Annotated in this window: 18 protein-coding genes; 16 read left to right on the top strand and 2 right to left on the bottom strand. The window is 40.1% G+C overall.

Features of this window, described 5'->3' with window-relative positions; all coding sequences use genetic code 11:
* The first annotated feature begins 11 nt into the window (after window positions 1-11).
* The 8 genes from PSV17_RS00600 to PSV17_RS00565 all read left to right on the top strand — a co-directional run bounded on the left by PSV17_RS00600 (window position 12) and on the right by PSV17_RS00565 (window position 6,998).
* Complete coding sequence (locus PSV17_RS00600) at window positions 12-320, top strand: type II toxin-antitoxin system PrlF family antitoxin (RefSeq protein ID WP_300385912.1); 309 nt, start codon at window positions 12-14, stop codon at window positions 318-320.
* A 20-nt stretch (window positions 321-340) separates the two neighbouring features.
* Window positions 341-835, top strand: coding sequence for a type II toxin-antitoxin system YhaV family toxin (locus PSV17_RS00595; RefSeq protein ID WP_300478474.1), 495 nt, complete (start codon window positions 341-343; stop codon window positions 833-835).
* A 385-nt stretch (window positions 836-1,220) separates the two neighbouring features.
* Window positions 1,221-1,535, top strand: a complete 315-nt coding sequence (locus PSV17_RS00590; RefSeq protein ID WP_300478472.1) for a hypothetical protein — start codon at window positions 1,221-1,223, stop codon at window positions 1,533-1,535.
* Window positions 1,532-2,704 carry a hypothetical protein gene (locus PSV17_RS00585; protein ID WP_300478470.1) on the top strand — a complete coding sequence of 391 codons (1,173 nt, stop codon included), beginning with the start codon at window positions 1,532-1,534 and terminating at the stop codon, window positions 2,702-2,704. Before PSV17_RS00590 ends, PSV17_RS00585 begins: the two co-directional genes overlap by 4 nt.
* Before the next feature lie 19 nt (window positions 2,705-2,723).
* A complete protein-coding gene (locus PSV17_RS00580; RefSeq protein ID WP_300478467.1) occupies window positions 2,724-4,091 on the top strand; it encodes a cytochrome P450 in 1,368 nt (455 codons plus the stop codon).
* Window positions 4,092-4,225: 134 nt separating this feature from the next.
* Window positions 4,226-5,437 carry a capsular biosynthesis protein gene (locus tag PSV17_RS00575; protein ID WP_300478464.1) on the top strand — a complete coding sequence of 404 codons (1,212 nt, stop codon included), beginning with the start codon at window positions 4,226-4,228 and terminating at the stop codon, window positions 5,435-5,437.
* A 129-nt stretch (window positions 5,438-5,566) separates the two neighbouring features.
* Window positions 5,567-5,821, top strand: a complete 255-nt coding sequence (locus tag PSV17_RS00570) for a helix-turn-helix transcriptional regulator (protein WP_300478462.1) — start codon at window positions 5,567-5,569, stop codon at window positions 5,819-5,821.
* The gene (locus PSV17_RS00565) at window positions 5,811-6,998 is read left to right on the top strand and encodes a type II toxin-antitoxin system HipA family toxin (RefSeq protein ID WP_300478459.1); all 1,188 of its coding nucleotides are present in this window, start codon (window positions 5,811-5,813) and stop codon (window positions 6,996-6,998) included. Before PSV17_RS00570 ends, PSV17_RS00565 begins: the two co-directional genes overlap by 11 nt.
* A 201-nt stretch (window positions 6,999-7,199) precedes the next feature.
* On the opposite strand, the gene PSV17_RS00560 is transcribed toward PSV17_RS00565, so the two are convergent.
* Both PSV17_RS00560 and vapB read right to left on the bottom strand, forming a co-directional pair.
* A complete protein-coding gene (locus PSV17_RS00560) occupies window positions 7,200-7,604 on the bottom strand; it encodes a type II toxin-antitoxin system VapC family toxin (protein WP_300385883.1) in 405 nt (134 codons plus the stop codon).
* Window positions 7,601-7,834, bottom strand: a complete 234-nt coding sequence (gene vapB, locus PSV17_RS00555) for an antitoxin (RefSeq protein WP_300385880.1) — start codon at window positions 7,832-7,834, stop codon at window positions 7,601-7,603. The genes PSV17_RS00560 and vapB overlap by 4 nt, the downstream gene beginning before the upstream one ends.
* 504 nt (window positions 7,835-8,338) lie before the next feature.
* Here vapB and PSV17_RS00550 point away from each other — a divergent pair.
* The 8 genes from PSV17_RS00550 to PSV17_RS00515 are packed head-to-tail and all read left to right on the top strand — an operon-like array spanning window position 8,339 to window position 19,415.
* On the top strand, window positions 8,339-9,793 hold the full coding sequence (locus tag PSV17_RS00550; protein ID WP_300478456.1) for a mannose-1-phosphate guanylyltransferase/mannose-6-phosphate isomerase: 1,455 nt from the start codon (window positions 8,339-8,341) through the stop codon (window positions 9,791-9,793).
* Entirely contained in the window at window positions 9,790-11,154 is a 1,365-nt protein-coding gene (locus PSV17_RS00545) for a phosphomannomutase CpsG (RefSeq protein ID WP_300478453.1), read from the top strand. The genes PSV17_RS00550 and PSV17_RS00545 overlap by 4 nt, the downstream gene beginning before the upstream one ends.
* A 23-nt stretch (window positions 11,155-11,177) precedes the next feature.
* Window positions 11,178-12,338 carry a capsule biosynthesis protein gene (locus PSV17_RS00540; protein WP_300478451.1) on the top strand — a complete coding sequence of 387 codons (1,161 nt, stop codon included), beginning with the start codon at window positions 11,178-11,180 and terminating at the stop codon, window positions 12,336-12,338.
* A 43-nt stretch (window positions 12,339-12,381) separates the two neighbouring features.
* On the top strand, window positions 12,382-13,143 hold the full coding sequence (locus PSV17_RS00535) for an ABC transporter permease (RefSeq protein ID WP_300478448.1): 762 nt from the start codon (window positions 12,382-12,384) through the stop codon (window positions 13,141-13,143).
* The gene (locus tag PSV17_RS00530) at window positions 13,140-13,790 is read left to right on the top strand and encodes an ABC transporter ATP-binding protein (protein ID WP_300478445.1); all 651 of its coding nucleotides are present in this window, start codon (window positions 13,140-13,142) and stop codon (window positions 13,788-13,790) included. Before PSV17_RS00535 ends, PSV17_RS00530 begins: the two co-directional genes overlap by 4 nt.
* A gap of 16 nt (window positions 13,791-13,806) precedes the next feature.
* Window positions 13,807-15,360, top strand: a complete 1,554-nt coding sequence (locus PSV17_RS00525; RefSeq protein ID WP_300478443.1) for a glycosyltransferase family 1 protein — start codon at window positions 13,807-13,809, stop codon at window positions 15,358-15,360.
* On the top strand, window positions 15,357-17,096 hold the full coding sequence (locus PSV17_RS00520; protein WP_300478441.1) for a polysaccharide pyruvyl transferase family protein: 1,740 nt from the start codon (window positions 15,357-15,359) through the stop codon (window positions 17,094-17,096). Before PSV17_RS00525 ends, PSV17_RS00520 begins: the two co-directional genes overlap by 4 nt.
* Window positions 17,097-19,415 (top strand): GSCFA domain-containing protein, encoded by a 2,319-nt coding sequence (locus PSV17_RS00515; protein WP_300478439.1) that lies wholly within the window; start codon window positions 17,097-17,099, stop codon window positions 19,413-19,415. It abuts the gene before it with no gap.
* The last annotated feature ends 94 nt before the right edge of the window (window positions 19,416-19,509 follow it).

The raw sequence follows: 19,509 nt of genomic DNA, 5'->3' as shown, positions 1-19,509 counted from the left end.
CTGGAGATGTTATGAACACCGCCACACTTGAAGTTGATTCCACTCTTACTGACCGATATCAAACAACGGTGCCGGAAGCTGTTCGTCGAGTACTAAAATTACAAAAGCGCGACAAGATCCACTTCACGATTCGCCCTAGTGGTGATGTTGTGTTAACTCGCACTGCTGATCCCTTGGAAGATGACCCAGTGCTTGGTAACTTCTTGGGCTTTCTTGCTCGTGACATCACGAACAATCCTCAGCACCTTCAATCAATCGACGGTGGCTTGGTTTGCCGTATTCAATCATTAGCAGGCAATGTTAAAGTCAATCTTAATTAGCCTTTGTCTGCTGACGACGAATGAGCGATCCCCAGCTGGTCGTTAATGGATGGACGATCTTTGCGCATCCGTTGTTCATTAATCAGATTGAGGGACTTATTCAACAGGTAGAATCTCTCAAGAAAAAGCATCCTGACAACTATCAAAATAAGAACGCAAGCAAGCGACTGGCCGCCATTGCAAAGTTGGCATTCGAAGATATACCACAAGAACCAAGCCGAGCTGAATGCAGACAAGGCGATACTATCGGCGATGATTACAAGCATTGGTTCCGCGCCAAATTCTTTCAGCAATACCGTTTGTTCTTTCGTTACCATGCACAAAGCAAAGTAATTGTATATGTATGGGTTAACGACGAGGACACGAAAAGAGCCTACGAGAGCAGCAATGATGCATATCGGCTATTTAGCAAGATGCTAAAAAGCGGGCATCCGCCAGATGATTGGAATAAACTGTTAACCGAAGCTCATGATCAAGCAGGGCGTTTTCATAAAATCACTAAAGCAAAATCATAACGCCAAGTGTAATCATGCACACATCGCATACTCAATTTGACATCAAGGCCATCGTCGATCAGTAGGCCCAACAAAAACTTGACTTTATCCATGTGATTACCTCGCTTTTGTGTTAGCGTGACAAAGCCTTAAAAAAGCACGATCAAAAATAGAAAACGTCACGTAAATCTGGCTAATGATCAGCCCATACAAAATATTGATGCTCATAAATTAAGCAGGATACGTGGATTACTTGGTCAAAATTCAGCCGGCACGTATGTCTTGAAATCATTAGTTTTAAAACGGCGCCAACACATGTTGAATGGTAAAATTGCTTCATTAAATAATTTGATGGAATCTATAAATGTTTGATGGGTTAAAAGAAAGGCTGGCTGGGTTTGTTTTGATGACAGCGATAGTTCCGCTTGCTGTATCAGGTTACGTACTTATCGTATATGTCGGTTTTTTTGGTAGAACTGATAGAGGGCGTGCTGGTGTGAGGGCGCTGGATCATTTTGTTAATGCAACACTGTTTAATGGCCATGCCTGGGAGTCTGTATCGTCTCACGCCTGGAGGGAGCGACATCAGTCATGGGCTAAAAGAGTCATCTGGATTACTGACCATTTTCAAAAAGACCATTGTCATCGTGCTAACAAACGCGAGCAGCCAATTGTAGATCTTGTGCTAAGTAAAGGCTTGCAGCACAGAACCATCAAATGAATAATTTTCTTAAAGATGCTGCAAATGCACAAAAGATGCCGGTAAGTAAAAGAAGGGTCTATTACATCGGTGGGTTCGATCCTAGGGGTGCTTCGTTTTATCATCGATTGTACAAGGATGAGGCGCTAAAGCAGGGTACTAAGACTGGTAATCATATTGAGGTCGGTCCTCGTCATAAGGTTTCATCTCATCAACATTCGTGGGTGATTAAATCCGACTATCACCAGCATACAGTAAACACTGATTATCGATTCCTAGGCTGGGATGATATAGTTCGTCAGCATTGGGAAACAAATGGCCTGAGGCTGGTGGCTCTGACCATTAAAGGCTATGCCAGATTTATAGACTGTGGCGCATTAGGGCGCATTCGTAAACTTTACCGCGGACCTTTCTATAGCGGAATATATCCGGTAGCATTTCTTTTCATAACCGCGCTGCTTTCTATAATCTTTGGTGGAATCTCGGTAATTCTAGTCGCAAGTGTAGGCGCTCCTCCAGTGGTTACAGCGATGGTGAGTTTGCTTGCCATGCTTGCATGCTTCTGGATGGGATTGAAGTTGGCCGATCGCCTTGGTGTTTTGTGGTTACTTAGAACTTACCTATTTGTATATTTTTGGGGTGAATCAACCCCTGATAAGTTGAATGCAAGAATTAAAGCGTTTGCAGACATTATTGTGCAAGATCAAAATAATTCACCGTGTGATGAAGTGATTGTTATTGGTCATAGTGTAGGCAGTATCGTCGCCGTATCCGTAGTGGCGCGAGCATTAGAACAGTCGGCTGAAAAGCTTAATTTATCGCTGGTCACTTTGGGGCAATGCATTCCATTGCTAAGCCTAATCCCAAGTGCAGAGGCATTTCGGCATGACTTAAAAACCTTGGCTGAGCATCCTGATGTTGCCTGGTTAGACATGGTGGCACGTGCAGATGCACTTTGCTTTTCTCAAGTTGACCCTATTAAGGCTTCAGGTATTGATTCTTCTATGGCAAGGTGGCCTAAGCAACAGATTGTGCGGCCTTTTAAGATGTTTTCACCTGAACAATATAAACGCCTTAAGCGTAATAAGTTGCGCCTGCATTTCCAGTACTTAATGTCGAGTGAATATCAAACCGATTATGATTATTTCCTGTTAACGGCAGGGTCTAGTCGTTTGTGCTTTTCAGAATAACCATTAATAAAGTAACTATATGACTTTTCAACCATCCTACCCAAAGCCGCATAAAAATAAAACATCATTCATCTTGCGCTTCATTCGTGGTAGTCGCTCTTGGTTAGAAGTGCTATTTGAAAAAAGTTATAGAATGAAAATGGGGCAGATTAAGCAGCCAGGTTTAGAAGTGTTTATGGTGAATGATCCAAGTCTTATTAAGCGTATTCTAGTTGATGAACCAAAAAAATATCCTAAACATTGGATCATGCACCAAATTCTTAAGCCGCTTCTTGGTAACAGCATATTTACAACCAATGGTAAAGTATGGGAAAGACAACGTCGTTTGGTGGATGCTGGATTTGGTCAGGCGCGACTCAAACTCGTATTCCCTTTGATGATAGATGCAATAGCTGACATGCTAAATCGACTAGATAGTCAGGCAAACGACAAAGCTTTTGAAATTGATACTGAAATGACGCACATTACTGCGGACATTATTTTTCGCACTATACTTTCACAAAAATTAGATGCTGCTAGTGCAGAGTTGACTTTTAAAGCTTTTAACGAATTTCAGCGACAAGCCCAGCGAGCTTTTATGCTAAAGATATATTGGTTACCCTCATTCTTTGCTAAAAGAGCGAGTAATCTAGCTGCAAATAAAATTCGTCCAGTGATTGCCGATGTAATAGCTAAGCGCTATCGCGAAAAGGATGATGAAAATGCACACCAGCATAACGATATTTTAGCTGGCATTATGGAGGCGGTTGATCCTGAAGATCAAGATAGCTTTAGTTATGATGAAATGGTTGATCAGATTTGCATGTTGTTTCTTGCTGGACATGAGACTTCAGCGAGCGCACTTACATGGTCTATGTATTTAATTTCCAACTGCCCAGATTTACAGATGAAAATGTACGAAGAAATTCAAGCAGTGACAAATGGGCAATCACTAGAGTTTGAGCATATAAAAAAACTGAGTACAGTCAATAATGTATTTAAAGAAGCGTTGCGTCTTTATCCTCCTGTGGGGTTTTTTACAAGAGAAGCTACTGAAAATCATTGTATGCGTGATAAGGAAATAAAAGCTGGGGCAGCCTTAGTCATTTCACCGTGGCTAATTCAGCGTAATGAAGATTATTGGAAAAATGCGCATAATTTTGAGCCTGAGCGATTTGATACAGTTGAGGGTAAAGAGTCTGAAAAATGCGCCTATATTCCATTTAGCAAGGGTCCGCGAGTTTGTACAGGCCAGACATTTGCAATTCAAGAAGCAATTTTAATTTTAGCAAGTTTAGTAAGGCAATATAAAATACATGCTGTTACTGAGCATGTGCCGCATGCGGTAGGGCGAGTAACGATACGCCCAGAAAACGGTGTCAAAATTCGATTAACGCAACGAACTTAGGTAAATGTAAGCTTCAATATGCACGTGAATAAAGCTGATTAATATAAAAATCATAAATGTACAAATATTTTGTTGGAGTTACTTATTGCTGGTAAACTCTAAATGGTTTATTCACATACTATGATTCGATAATAATGATTAGAAATGGGCTCGCTGCGTTTCGTGGAAAAAATGTACTTCTCTTACAGGGGCCAGTCGGCCCTTTCTTTCGCCGACTTGCTCTGGATTTAGAATCGCATGGCGCACACGTTCACAAAGTAAACTTCAATGGTGGGGATTGGCTTTTTTACCCCACTAATGCCGTCTCTTTTCGTGGAATAGCAGATGATTGGCCAGATTTTTTTGATCAACTTATTACTAGCTTAAATATTGATGTGGTAATGCTGTTTGGAGATTGCAGACTACATCATCGTGCCGCTCATGAAGTGGCTCATCTACGTGGAATTGAGATTGGAGTTTTCGAAGAAGGGTATATTCGACCTGATTTCATTACATTAGAACTCTTTGGCACTAACGACAACTCTTTGTTGCCAAGAGAAATGGAGCATTATCAAGAACACGAAGCTACTGAGTTACCTAAAGCCTTAGAAGTTGGCCAGACATTTTCTTATGCAGCGTGTTGGGCAATGCTCTACTATCTGGCATGTACGCTGTTATGGCCAATCTACTGGCATTATCAGCATCACCGCCCACTTAATTTGCTTGAAGGATTATATTGGGTACGCGCATTTTGGCGAAAAAGGTACTACGCCCATGCCGAGCGAAATGTATTGAAAGATCTACTCAACAACCATGACGGTAATTATTTTCTCGTGCCATTGCAGGTGCATAACGATGCACAAATTTACTTTCATTCACACTTTGCGTCAGTTAAAGATTTTATTAATTCCACTATGCATTCGTTTGCCATGCATGCACCTAATGAAACGCTGCTAGTTATTAAACATCATCCTCTAGATAGGGGCTACCATGATTATGCAAAATGCATAACAAAATTTGCACGTTTAAATGGCGTTGAGAATAGGGTGTTCTACATTCATGATCAACATTTACCTACATTGTTTAATCATACACGTGGTGTGGTTGTGGTGAACAGTACGGTTGGGCTTTCTGCACTTGCTCACGCTCTGCCAGTCAAGGTTTGTGGCAGAGCGCTATACAATATATCTGGATTAACATTTCAGGGCGCGGTTAATCAATTCTGGCAACAGGCGCCATTGCATCTCATAGATCAAAAACTATATAGCAGTTTCCAGCACTATTTGATTAGTCGCACTCAGTTAAATGGCAACTTCTACAAGCGACTGGATATTGCAGATACACACGCAGGGATTTTGTGGAGCTAGTTTAACTCACCATTATTTTTTTGTAGACTGTAAAATTTGCGTATGAGTCGTGTATAAATGTATATTATTGTTTACATTTAATATAAATACACATAAAATGTTCGATATATAATACATTTAATGTGTGTCATGGACAATCATATTCTCAATCTGCAGGACATGGGTTTAGCCATTAGAAGAGAAAGAAAGCTTCTCAAACTTACTCAAAATCAGTTGGCGATCAAGGCCAATATGCGCCGTCAAACAATTATTAGTATTGAAAAGGGCGAAGACGCAAACATCACCAGCTTATTTAAAATTTTAATGGCACTTAATTTCTGCATGGAGTTAAAGCCTATTAGGCCAGATTATACGAAGCTTGGGGATTTGCTTAATGAATCTTGATAAGATCAAATCGCTTCAAGTGGTAACGCCTCAAGGCGCGTCTGGATTTTTAAGCAAAGAAGCTAGATTCTCATTTAATTACACCAACAGCGAAAAACATGTCGAAGTATCTCTTAGTATGCCGATGCGTGCTGAAAGCTATAGTGGAGGCGGTTTGTTCTCTGTATTTGCTATGAATAAGCCAGAAGGCTATTTGTTAGACTCTCTAAAAAATAGATTCGGGAAGGTCGCCAAGCTCGACGATATGTCGCTATTAAAGATCACTGGTAAACACCAAATTGGGCGGCTGAGCTATATTGACCCCAATGACATGGTTGAATCCAAAAAATCCACAGTCAGCCTAAACGACCTTGTAAAATCAACAGCCTCTGAGGAGCTGTTTAATTACCTGGTGGACACTTATTTTGATTCAGGTATCTCAGGATTTCAACCCAAAGTATTGGTGGCTGACAAAAGCATTATTTCACCCGTTGTTGATAAGGCAACAGCGGTAACGCCAGATCTTATCGTAAAATCTGCTGGTGATGATTACCCGCATCTCGCCGAGAATGAGTTTATGTGCATGTCAGTTGCAAAAGAGGCCGGGATTAGCGTGCCTGATTTTTGGTTAAGTGAAGATAATGGTCTATTTATTTTAAAGAGATTCGATATTGCAGATAGCGGAAATCGACTGGGTATGGAAGATATGTGCGCATTAACCAATACCTCCGCTGACGATAAGTATCATGGAAGCTACGAGGGAGTTGGGCGCATCATCGCTTCTTTATGCGGCAGTAACTCAACTGAAAGTTTGCATCGATATTTTGAATATGTGGCACTGTCGGTATTAGTGAAAAATGGGGATGCGCACCTTAAGAATTTTTCGTTGATTTACGAGCATCCTAGTGCAGAAGTTAAGCTTTCTCCAATTTATGACGTAGTCACTACATCAGTCTATCAGAGCACTAATCCTAGAACTGGCATGAATATTATCGATCGCACAATGGCGCTTGGTATGAATAAGTCTAAAAATTACCCAGATAACAATGCGCTCTGTAAATTTGGTCGAAGCATCTGTGGCGTATCAAGACCTCAGGAAGTAATTGATCGCATTGAAGCGGCTAAAATAACAGTCATTCGTGATAGTAAAGGTCGAATTGACGATGGTTTTTTAGCTGACATGATAAAGGTCTGGTAAGTTAAATCCACACTGGCCGATAAGATTGAGAGTGGCTGCAAGTTAAAAGAAAATTTCCAACTTAATTTAATTGGCAGCACGCAGTTAAATGGTAATTTTTATAAGCGGCTTAATATTCCAGATTCACATAGTGGTTTGATTTGGACAGAGTGAATTTAAGCGTTTTATCGGGTATTCGTAAAGTTTTGTGTATTAGCTAAATTAACAGCTAATCCAATCAACCAGCTTAATGCCTGTTATGCGACTAAACTCTTTGGTATTGTTTGATACCAGCGTTACATTTAGGCTTAAAGCATGTGCACCTATCATCGTATCTAATGGGCCAATTGGAATGCCTTGTTTTTCCAGTGTCGCGCGCAGTGTTCCATAGTACTCAGTGGCTGGCTCATCAAAATCTACCACTTCTAAGGGCAGAATAAACTCATCTAGCGCAGCCTGATTTTTTTCCTTAAACTGACTCTTGGCAACGCCATACCTTAACTCAGCCAGTGTTACGGATGAAATGCAAATATCACCGATTTGATAAGCACTAAACTTTTGCAGGATGTCTCTCGGCTTTTTCTTGATAATGGCGATGCAAATATTAGTATCTAACATCAACTTCATGCAAACAAATCCTCGCGGATTTGTGATTCAGGCTGATTGCGATCAGCCATAAAATCCGCACTGAACTTATCTAAGCTTTCAGCAAGCACGTCCCAGGAATGATTGGCAGGAATCAATACCACAGCATTACCTGAACGCTTGATGATGACCTCATCACCTTCAAATCGAAAATCCTTCGGCAACCGCACTGCCTGACTTTGACCGTTCTGAAATAGTTTGGCTGTTCTCATAACAAACTCCCATTTAGTATATATTTTAAGTATAGATTAATAAGGCGGGCTGTCAATACAAATTAATCACTAATACACATAACTTTACGAATAGCCGTTTTATCTAGGTAGAATATTTTGAGTCACTTTTGATTCATATTTTTTGTTTTTATCAATCGAAAATACCTGTAAATTTTTGTTTTGTGGTTAATGCCTTTGTAATAAAAGGGTTATATCAAGTATAATCAAAAATGTAGTGCGTTACATTCAAAAAAAATGAACAAATTGACTCCAGTTATTTTATGTGCTATTGCAGGCTTTTTCCTGTAGTCAGTTTCTCGTGAAATGCACCTCAAACTTTCATTCATTATGGTGGATGAACAAATTTTGCTATAAAAATACTTTTTACTTGGCTTAATGCCAAGCTGCTAGACCCTCAAGGCCAACGGAAAACGCTGGTTATATTGGGGCGAGATGTGACTAATATTTTAGTTGATAATAAATAAGAATGATGAATTAAAACTAATGATGCAATTAATCCCAACTATTTTATGTGGCGGAGCGGGCTCCCGCTTATGGCCAATCTCTCGCGAAATGCATCCTAAGCCGTTCATCCGCCTAGCGGATGGTCAAAGCTTGCTACAAAAAGCTTTTTTACGTGGTGCACTGTTACCCAACGTCAGTGAAGTGCTTACAGTGACTAATCGCGAATTATTTTTTAAAACAAAAGATGAATTTAGCAAAGTCAATACTAGTAATCTCGCCACTTCTTTTATATTAGAACCCTTTGGGCGCAACACGGCGGCAGCAATTGCAGCTGCCGCGCTTGATGTTGTTCGGCGTCATGGCGAAAACGCCGTCATGCTGGTACTGGCTGCCGATCATCTTATTGCAAATCAACAAGCCTTTGAAGATGCGGTGAGTATCGCTATTGAATTTGCACTTGATGGCAAAATAGTCACTTTTGGTATTAAACCAAACTCCCCTGAAACTGGCTTTGGTTACATTGAGGCGGACGGACATACTGTATTACGTTTTGTAGAAAAACCTTCGCTTGAAAAAGCACAAGAATATCTTTCAGCTGGCAACTTTCTTTGGAATTCGGGCATGTTCTGCTTTACTGCAGGTAATATTCTTAAAGCCATGGAAGTTTGTTGCCCAGAGATTTTAGCCGCAACACGTAACTGCCTTGCTCAATCACAAAATGCAACTGGCGCCGGGTTTTTACAAGTTGATTTGGATCCTGATTTGTTTGGTCAAATTCCAGAAGACTCTATTGATTATGCCGTAATAGAAAAACTAGCAGCTGCCAAAGTTACCAATAGCGAGAAAATTGGTGGGGTTGTTGTTGTACCTTGTGATATTGGTTGGAGCGATATTGGTTCTTGGATTGCCCTGGGTGACTTAACAGAGGCAGATGCAGATGGTAATCGCATTCAGGGTGAAGTGTTGTTGCATGGCACTAGCGGTTGCACTATTCATAGTGAAGATAGGCTAATTGGTGCAGTTGGCCTAACGGATTTAATTATTATTGATACGCCAGATGCTGTTTTGGTGGCCAGTAAGGCAAACGTGCAAGATGTGAAACACATCTATGCTAAGTTAAAAAACAATGGTCATGACTCTTACAGGCATCACACCACGGTACACCGCCCGTGGGGTACTTATACCGTATTAGAAGAAGGTGTTGGATTTAAAATAAAACGTATTGAGGTAAACCCTGGCGCAAGCCTAAGCTTACAAATGCATCATCACCGATGTGAGCATTGGGTGGTGGTGAGTGGTGAAGCTAAGGTGATCAATGGCAAAAATCAGCTGGTCATCAATACCAATGAATCAACTTACATTAAGGCTGGACAGCAACATCGATTAGAGAATGCAACTTTAGAAGTGTTGGTGATGATTGAAGTTCAGAGTGGCGACTATTTAGGTGAAGATGACATCGTTAGGTTTGACGATGCTTATGGACGCATTGTATGACGCAACTCACCTGTTTTAAAGCTTATGATGTCCGCGGGCAGCTTGGTGATGAGTTGAATGAAGAAATTGCCTATAAAATTGGCCGCGCTTACGCACAGCACCTCAATGCTAAGCGTGTGGTTGTAGGGTGCGATGTGCGTGAAACCAGTGAAGATTTAAAGCTGGCCTTAGCGCAAGGCTTGATGGACTCAGGGTGTGATGTCATTGATATTGGCATGACGGGTACTGAAGAAATCTATTTTGCCGCTTTTTATCTTGATGTAGATGGTGGTATAGAAGTGACCGCAAGCCATAACCCCATGGACTATAACGGCATGAAATTTGTAGGCCGCGGTGCGTTGCCTATCAGTGGTGATTCTGGCTTACGCGCTATTCAACAATTAGCTGAAGCTAATGATTTTAAACCAGCTTTAAACGTGGGTGTGCTTACACAGCAATCCATACTGCAAGCTTATGTAAAGCATCTCCTTACTTATATTGATATTACAAAACTCAAACCGCTCAAGCTGGTAGTCAACTCAGGTAACGGTGCTGCTGGGCATGTGATTGATGCAATAGAGCAAGCATTTGTAGCTGCAAATATCCCTATAACGTTTATTAAAGTGCATCACGAGCCTGATGCACAATTTCCCAATGGTATACCAAACCCATTGCTACCAGAAAATAGAGCAGCAACCGCTGATGCCGTTAGGTTGCATCAAGCCGATATGGGTATTGCGTGGGATGGAGATTTTGACCGTTGTTTTTTATTTGATGAAACAGGCGAATTTATAGAAGGCTATTATATTATCGGCTTGTTGGCACAGGCCTTTTTAGCCAAACACCCACACGAAAAAATAATTCATGACCCTCGCCTTACTTGGAACACCATAGATATAGTCACTAAATCAGGTGGAACACCCGTACTCAGTAAAACTGGCCATGCATTTATAAAAGAACGTATGCGGTTAGAAAATGCAATTTATGGCGGCGAAATGAGCGCCCATCATTATTTTCGTGATTTTGCTTATTGTGATAGTGGCATGATTCCATGGCTACTAGTGGCTGAGTTAATTAATACAAAAGCGCAGCCAATCTCAACGCTAGTGAGTGCACAAATTCAAGCCTACCCATGTAGTGGTGAAATTAATTATCGTGTTGAAAATGCCAATAAAGTGATCGACAGCATACTAGCGCACTTTGCCAAAGACCAACCACTTATTGATAAAACGGATGGCATTAGCTTAGAGTTTGCACAGTGGCGTTTTAATTTACGCACCTCCAACACTGAGCCACTATTGCGGTTAAATGTGGAGTCTCGTGGCGATGTCAAGCTAGTGGGCGCTCGCGTAAAAGAAGTTGAAAGTATTATTGGGCTATAATGCACGAAAGTCTGGAATAAAAAATGATAATAACACCCCAAAATACTAAATCTGCTGACTCTAAATCTGCTGGCTTAGGTAGCTTCATTAAAGCATCTATATCACGCATCAAATGGCTATTTGTATCTACAGTTGTTTTCCCCACAACTATTGCTATTATTTACTATGGTTTTATTGCTTCAGACGTATTTATTTCAGAATCGCAATTTGTAGTGCGTAGCCCAGAAAAACCATCCTCATCACCATTAGGCGCATTGTTTAAAGGAGTGGGTTTTTCACGCTCGCAAGATGATAGTTATGTAGTAAAAGAATTTATTTTATCGCGTGATGCACTGGTAAAACTAGATGAAAATATGGGTTTTCGTCAAGCTTATTCTAATCAAAATGTAGATTTTATTAGCCGTTTTGCAGGGTTGGATTGGGATAACAGCTTTGAAGCAATGCACCGTTACTATCAAAAAAAGATAGCTACACAACTTGATTCAAGCTCATCTATTACCACACTTACCGTCAGAGCTTTTACGGAAGAGGATGCTTACCGTATTAATAAAGCGCTGCTATTAATGAGTGAAGTGTTAGTGAATCAGCTTAATGAAAATGGCCGACGTGACATGATTAAATTTGCCGTAGCTGAGGTTGGTGATGCTGAAAGTAAAGCGAAAGCTGCAGCGTTAGCGTTATCTAATTTCCGCAACCAAAAAGGGGTAATAGACCCTGAAAAGCAATCTGCCATTCAGTTGCAGCAAATTTCTAGGTTACAAGAGCAGCTACTCACCACAAAATCTCAGCTTGCCCAACTTATAACATTTACTAAAGATAATCCGCAAATACCCACACTACAAAAACAAGTTGAAATACTGCAAAATGAAATTGCAATTGTTACAAGTAGTGTTACAGGCGGTGAAAAATCATTATCAACCAAAGCTGCAGAATATCAACGCTTACAACTAGAGCGAGAATTTGCGGATAGACAACTAGCGGGTGCAATGGCCTCGCAGGTGCAGGCGCGCAACGAAGCTGTGCGAAAACAACTTTACTTAGAACGCATATCACTGCCAAGTAAACCTGATATGGCGATGGAACCTCGTAGATTCTATGGTGTTTTATCTACATTGCTATTAGGGTTGGCTGCTTGGGGTGTATTGGCAATGTTGTTAGCTGGTATTCGTGAACATAAAGACTAATCCATCGCAAATGATTAAGTCTTTTTCAGCACTAATGCGATCAATGGCAATTCAGAAACGAGTAATTGGCGCATTGCTTATGCGTGAAATTCTTACTAGGTTTGGCCGCCATAATATTGGTTTTATGTGGTTATTTGTAGAGCCAATGATATTTACATTGGCTGTGACTGCACTATGGACACTTTCTGGTGCTTCACATGGGTCAGATTTTCCTATTGTTGCTTTTGCTATTACTGGATACTCAAGTGTATTGCTTTGGCGCAATATGGCTGGTCGCTGTATAGGTTCAATCGAGCCAAATGCATCGCTGATGTACCATAGAAACGTCAAGGTAATAGATATATATGCGGCTAGATTATTGCTGGAAGCAGGTGGGGCCACAATATCTTTTATGGTTTTGGGTTTATTTTTTATGTACATAGGCTGGCTTAACCCACCTGAGGACATATCAAAAGTTTTGTTTGCATGGTTTATGCTGGCATGGTTTGGTATTTCATTAGCTGTACTACTAGCCTCTCTTTCAGAGAAATACGAGCTTGTTGATAAGATTTGGCATCCCACATCTTATATACTCTTTCCATTGTCTGGTGCTGCCTTTATGGTGGATAGTTTACCAATACAAGCTCAGGAGTTTGTTCTTTATCTTCCTATGGTCCATGGTGTTGAACTGCTAAGAGAAGGTTATTTTGGCTCTACCTTTAAAGCACATTATGATATCGCTTATATGGCAACAGTGTGTTTATGTCTTACCCTTTTAGGTTTGGCAATGACACGTAAAATTAGCCGTGAGGTAATGCCTGGGTGATTAGCATTGAAAGCATTACAAAATCCTACCCCACTAGAGACGGTAGTGTAACCATATTAAATGGTGTTGATTTAACTATCAAACAAGGTGAAAAAGTTGGTATTTTAGGTCGGAACGGCGCTGGTAAATCAACCCTCATAAGGCTGATTAGTGGTGCAGAAATGCCCACAAGTGGTGTTATTCGTCGCGAGATGAATGTTTCATGGCCATTAGCTTTTGGCGGCGCTTTTCAAGGGGCACTCACAGGGCTCGATAATTTACGCTTTATTTGTCGGGTATATGGGGTTTCAACTGAAGAGAAAATTGATTTTGTGCAAGACTTCTCTGAGTTAGGTCGTTATTTCCGAGAGCCTATAAAAAACTACTCTGCTGGTATGCGCGCACGTTTAGCATTTGCCATCTCAATGGCGATTGAGTTTGATTGCTTTTTGATTGATGAGGTGATTGCCGTTGGAGATGCGCGATTTCACGATAAATGCCAGCACGAGCTTTTTGAAAAACGTAAAGATCGCGCCATGATTATGGTATCCCACGAAGCACACAATATTCGTGAGCATTGCGACCGCGCTTGTGTACTGCATCAAGGCAAACTCGTGCCATTTGATGATGTTGATGATGCATATAATTTTTATAATGAAAACTGTTGATTTTTAGGATTGTAAAATGAGTGAAAAGAAAATAAAAGTGCTATTGGAAATGCGCCCAGCGCTTGAAGGATTTGCGGGTATCCCGCAAGAGGTTCGCTTGTTATTTCGTGGGTTACGCAAAATTGATACTGTAGATGTTGAAGGCATGATACAAACATCCCATCGTGTGTTGGCACGTGGAACGAAAGATAGAGGCTTTTTTTGGAAAGAAATGAGTCAAACTAGAAAGCTTAATCGCTATTCACGAGTGATCATTTCATTAGCGGAAAAGCCGTACCGCAATATATTGGATGAGGTGCTCGATTTCATTGAAAAAAGATTTTCATCATCAAAGCTGTTGATGTCAACCCTCTTTAACACGGGCAAAGTCAAGTTAACACGTTTCGAATCAGATTCTTTTGAAGATTTTACTTGGAGAACGCTTTTTGCTAAAACGCTTCCAGCCTCAGATTTTGACCTGGTAGCTAAAGCTAATCATCGAATTTGTTCCACACCGTGGAACACCATGCACATGGTGGGTTTAAATTCTTTGAATCTGTTTGAAACACCGTCCTACCCAAGGTTAGATACACAAGGTTTTGATGTCTTTATCGGCCAGACGCCATACCCTGGGCGAACTGACCCCAATACGGTTTTTGTCGTTCGATACCATGATGCTATACCAGTATTTATGCCACACACCATCTCAGATAAATCTCTGCATCAAGCGACCCACTTTTATGCATTGATGAGCAATGTTAAATCTGGTGCTTACTTTGCTTGCGTTTCTGAGGCAACGCGGCAAGATTTGATCAGACTTTTTCCAGAGGCTGCCGATAGGGCCGTGACAATTCATAACATGGTTTCTCATCATTATTTTAAGGAAATTTCACCATTTGAGCGAGTGCCAGGAATTATTAGATCGAGACTGTATGAAGGAGATCCTTCAAAAGGTATTGATTTACTGCCAAAATTTTTTAGTTTGAAAGAAAAGGAAAATTTCTACAAGCGATCACTTGGTGATAAATATTTTAAGTACCTTTTAATTGTTTCCACTATTGAACCCAGAAAAAACCATACGCGTTTACTTGCGGCATGGGAAGTTATAAAAGCTGATGTAGATCCTGATATTAAATTAGTTGTAGTTGGAACATTAGGCTGGGAGCATAGCTCCATTACCAAAGCGTTTGAGTCATGGATTGACCGAGGTGAGTTGTTTATGCTCAATGCGGTGCCGGCTCCCGACCTTCGTGTACTTTATCGCCATGCAGCGGTAACAGTGTGCCCAAGTTTAGGTGAGGGTTTTGATTTCTCAGGTGTTGAGTCAATGGCGAGCGGTGGAATCACCATCGCTTCAGATATTCAAGTTCACCGTGAAGTCTACGAAGACGCCGCTGAATATTTTGACCCTTATGCAACAATGAGTCTAGTTAAAGCACTTAAAAAAGTGCTCTATGAACCTGATGCAGCACAGGTGCAAGAAGAAATGCGCCAACGAGGCGAGGAAGTTGCATCGCGATATTTGCCTGAAAAAATATTACCGCAGTGGGAAGCATTTTTAAAACGTACTATCAACGAAAAGAAAAAATGAAAAACTCAAAGCTTTTTAAGCTTTTTGTTAAGCTGTATGCAGGTGATATAGTTAAAGCAATCTATCAAGGCATCCTGGGCAGGCAGGCAGATGAGGTCGGATTTGCAGCATATTTTGAAAGTCTTAAAAAGTCTGGTGATATTGAGTCAGTAATTAATGAGATTTCGGGTTCAGAAGAGGCGTGGAAAAATCATTTTTACGCGTACCCTGAAGCCTTGGTTAGCCTAGTATTTAAAGGCTTACTGGCACGTGAGCCAGAAGCAGAAGCGCTAACCAACTACAGCGAAAAGCTCACTGAACATCAAAACTTAGCTGAAGTGTTATCGGAAGTTGGGCAATCTCAAGAGTATTGGGAGTATATTCTGGGCGTCAATGCAACCAAAATTGTAAATGGCATTTATTTAGGTCTGTTAGGTCGGGAAGCAGATGAAGCTGGCTCGTTAACTTATTGTGAAAAAATAAAGCAAACAGGTGACTTTGTTTCAGTCATTACTCAAGTGGGTCAGTCGCAAGAGTTTCAAATACGGAGTCGCCAGGAATCGACAATAGGGAAACAAAACAAGCCAGAGTTAGTGCAACGAGTTGAAAGTATTAATGATTTGTACCTTAAGTTTTTTGGTCGAGATGTTTCTAATCTTGAGTTAGCAAAACATCTTGAGGGTGATACTAAGTTTTACCAAATACTTAAAAATATCATCGATTCAACCACAAGAGATAGCAATAAAGCACCACGGGTACTCATTTTTGGCGCTTATGGTAATGGCAATATGGGTGATGCCTACCAAGCGCTTGCTGTAAGGTCGCACTTAAAACACACATGGAATCTTAAAGATGAGTCTATTTTTGCATGTAGCTTAATTGAAGTAGGTGATTACCCTTTTCCTGTGAAGCAAAAATTAACAGCAAATGCAATTTATGATATTGAGTTATTGAATACATTTGATGGCATCATTATTGGTGGTGGTGGGTTATTAGCGCACCCACATCAACCCCTTAACGATGCTGCTTGGGCAGATAAAGTGTGTGTTCCCATGATTCTATTGGGAGTTGGTGCAAGCAATTCAACTATAAATCACCATACTGCCCTTTTAAATAGAGCTTTATACGTTTCTGCTAGAGATGATGAGTCTTTAAAAGCTCTACAAACCATTAGGCAGGATACTGTTTTAATGCATGACCCTATATTGTGTATTCAAAATACTGAGGACTTAATAGCATTTGATGTGTTTAATGAAAATCTATCCAAAAAATGCGATGTGTTGTGGATATTAAAATATCCATCTAGTGCCAATGATATTGAAATGCTTAATTGGATTCGTGAAAAAGTAATCGAAGACAAAGATAAGGTGCACCACATTGTTGCTATTGAGCCAAAGTTAGATGTTGCATTGCAAGCATACTTCCCAAATCAAGAAATTATCTACTTAGAGTCTTTATTGAGTCTTAATCAATTGATTCAACAATCTGATAAGGTATTTTCGATGCGTTATCACGGAGTGATTTTTTCATTATTACAAAACCATCCTCTCGTATATGGTTTTTCGCAAGTGAAAATAAAGAATTTGTTTGAAAAAATAGGGATAAATGGAGATTATTTAGAAAATGTTATTGATATTAACCGTGCCTATTATGCACTTGGTAAGAAAAAAAAATCAGATTGTGAGAGTAAATTAAAAAGGATTAGTACGAAATTTAATGAAAATTTAATGCGCTTTAACATGTGGAAAGGGCTGTAAATGGCAGTGTCAAGAGATGCAGTGATATGGGGTTTTAGGTTTTTTCTGGGACGTGATCCTGAGTCAGAGAGTGCTATTGTTTCTCATATAAATTTTAAAGATGAAACAGCTTTAGCGATAGCTTTAATTAGTTCTGGTGAGTTTTCGGCTCGTAAGCGTTTCAGTCATCTTATAGAAATAAATGATAGAACATCCTTGCTTGTAAGCGCAGCTAAGTTGTCTAAAATAGTGACATCTTCGTGCAAAGTGTTGGTGCTTGGTAATTGTCAATCTAAAGTTTTGGCAACCTTATTTAAGGTGATGACGGGAGGGGTAAGTTCCAGTTTTCTAGAGTTGAATGAAAAAAGAATAACTGGTTTTCTATCTGGTGAAGCGGACATCGTTGAGCTTATATCCGATCATGACCTTGTTTTTGTACACGGCACATCAGACATGATTGCCATGGTAGATATTGCTAAGCAAAAAATTCCTGATGTAGCTGATAGGATACGTGTTATTCCTGCTATTTCCTATAATGCGTATCACCCTGATTTGGTTTATATTTATGCTGAAAAGCAAGGGCGTGTAAGTGGTTCATTGGGTGAGTATCAGTCATCACTAGCAATATACGGATGGGTAAATGGACTAAGTGCTGCTGAAACCGAAGGACTATTTACTGAGGATGTATATGAATTCCTCGGCTTCTTTGACTACTCTGAGTCCGCTAAAGAATTTTTATTAGGTACACAAGGTGTTACAAATATCCCCTTAAATGACCTAATCTCCAAATGGGAGCGTCAAGGTTGCTGGATGCACTCTATCAATCACCCAAAATTATTAGTATTAGCTGACTTGGCTCGATTGCTTCTTAATAGAGAGGGGATTGAGACAATTCAAAATGTAGAGCAATTTATTGATGATGACTTTGCAAATGGACCATGTTGGCCAGTTTATCCTGAGATTGCGACTCGCTTGGGAGTGAATTATGGCAGTTATTTATTCAAAAGACCCAAGCCTTCAGATGAGCAGCCTGTATTTATGTTAGACCTCAAAGGGTTTATTCACGAGTCTTTTGTTGCTTTTGCAAAATATGATAAAAAAGATATTACTTGTGACCGCCTTAATACAGCTAGATATTTAGCGTTAGCTGATTTTTTAAAGGGGAGAAAGCCATTAAAAAATATGGAAGAAAAACCTGTGATGATTACAAAATTGCAAGGTTACTTAGATACTGCAATTAAGGGCGTTGCAAGTTTATTGCCAACTTCAAACTTAGCAGTCGCTGAAAAAAAAGAAACCAATAATCCATATAAAGGGCTGCCAGACTATCAGTTTTGGCGTCGAGCAATTGAACGTCCCGCAATGAGCGATGTTGATCCTGTTGTGAGGGTCTCTAGACCTTTACAGCAACATGAAAAATTAGCAACGGCGGGTAGTTGTTTTGCGCAGCATATTGCTCGCACGCTTCAGAAAAATGGGTTTAATTATTATGTTGCTGAAAAAGGTGACAGCTCACTTTCCGCTGAGGAGTTATACAATAGAAATTATGGCGTCTTTTCTGCGCGTTATGGCAATCTATATACCACTCGTCAGTTGGTGCAGTTGTTTGATCGTGCATACGGCACATTTAAACCTAGTGAGCAGTATTGGAAAAACTCTGAAGGCAAATTTATTGATCCATTTCGACCACAAATACAACCTAATGGCTTTAATACAATTGTTGAATTAGAAAAATCTAGGGATGAGCATTTCGTCTGTGTTAGAGAAATGTTTGAAAGTATGGATGTGTTTGTGTTTACGTTAGGCTTAACTGAGTCATGGCGTAATAAGGCAGACGGCGCTGTTTATCCATTAGCGCCAGGGGTGGTTGCTGGCGAGTTAAATCACAACATCCATGAGTTTGTTAATTTTAGAGTTTCAGATGTCGTAAATGACATGCAGTTATTCATTGAAAAGTTACTCAAAGTAAACCCTAAAGTACGACTAATTTTAACAGTTTCGCCTGTGCCACTTATTGCTACATACGAGAATAAGCATGTACTTGTGTCTACAACATACAGTAAATCAGTATTGCGTTCCGCGGCTGAAGAGCTTTGTCAAGCTAACTCAATGTGTGAATACTTTCCATCATACGAAATTATTACTGGCAACTACACAAAAGGTGAGTATTTTGAGGAAGATTTGCGTTCGGTTAAATCTGAAGGTGTCGATCAGGTTATGCGTTTATTCCTTAAACACTATTCATCAGCAAGGCCAGTAAATAAAATGGATGAAGATATGATGCGAGAGAACGCTACCTTAAGTAGCGTCATATGCGATGAAGAAGCCATCGACAGGTAAGGTAGATAATTTATTTGATAAGACTACAAAAAGTTAACAATTAGAGGTTTCATTTGAAGCAATATTTAAAACGCACTGCATTTTTCTTTCGATA

It is taken from the genome of Methylotenera sp. (assembly GCF_029946165.1).
GTDB lineage: Bacteria > Pseudomonadota > Gammaproteobacteria > Burkholderiales > Methylophilaceae > Methylotenera.
The sequence above is the reverse complement of the archived record's forward strand: the minus strand, read 5'-3'. Positions and strand labels throughout refer to the sequence as shown.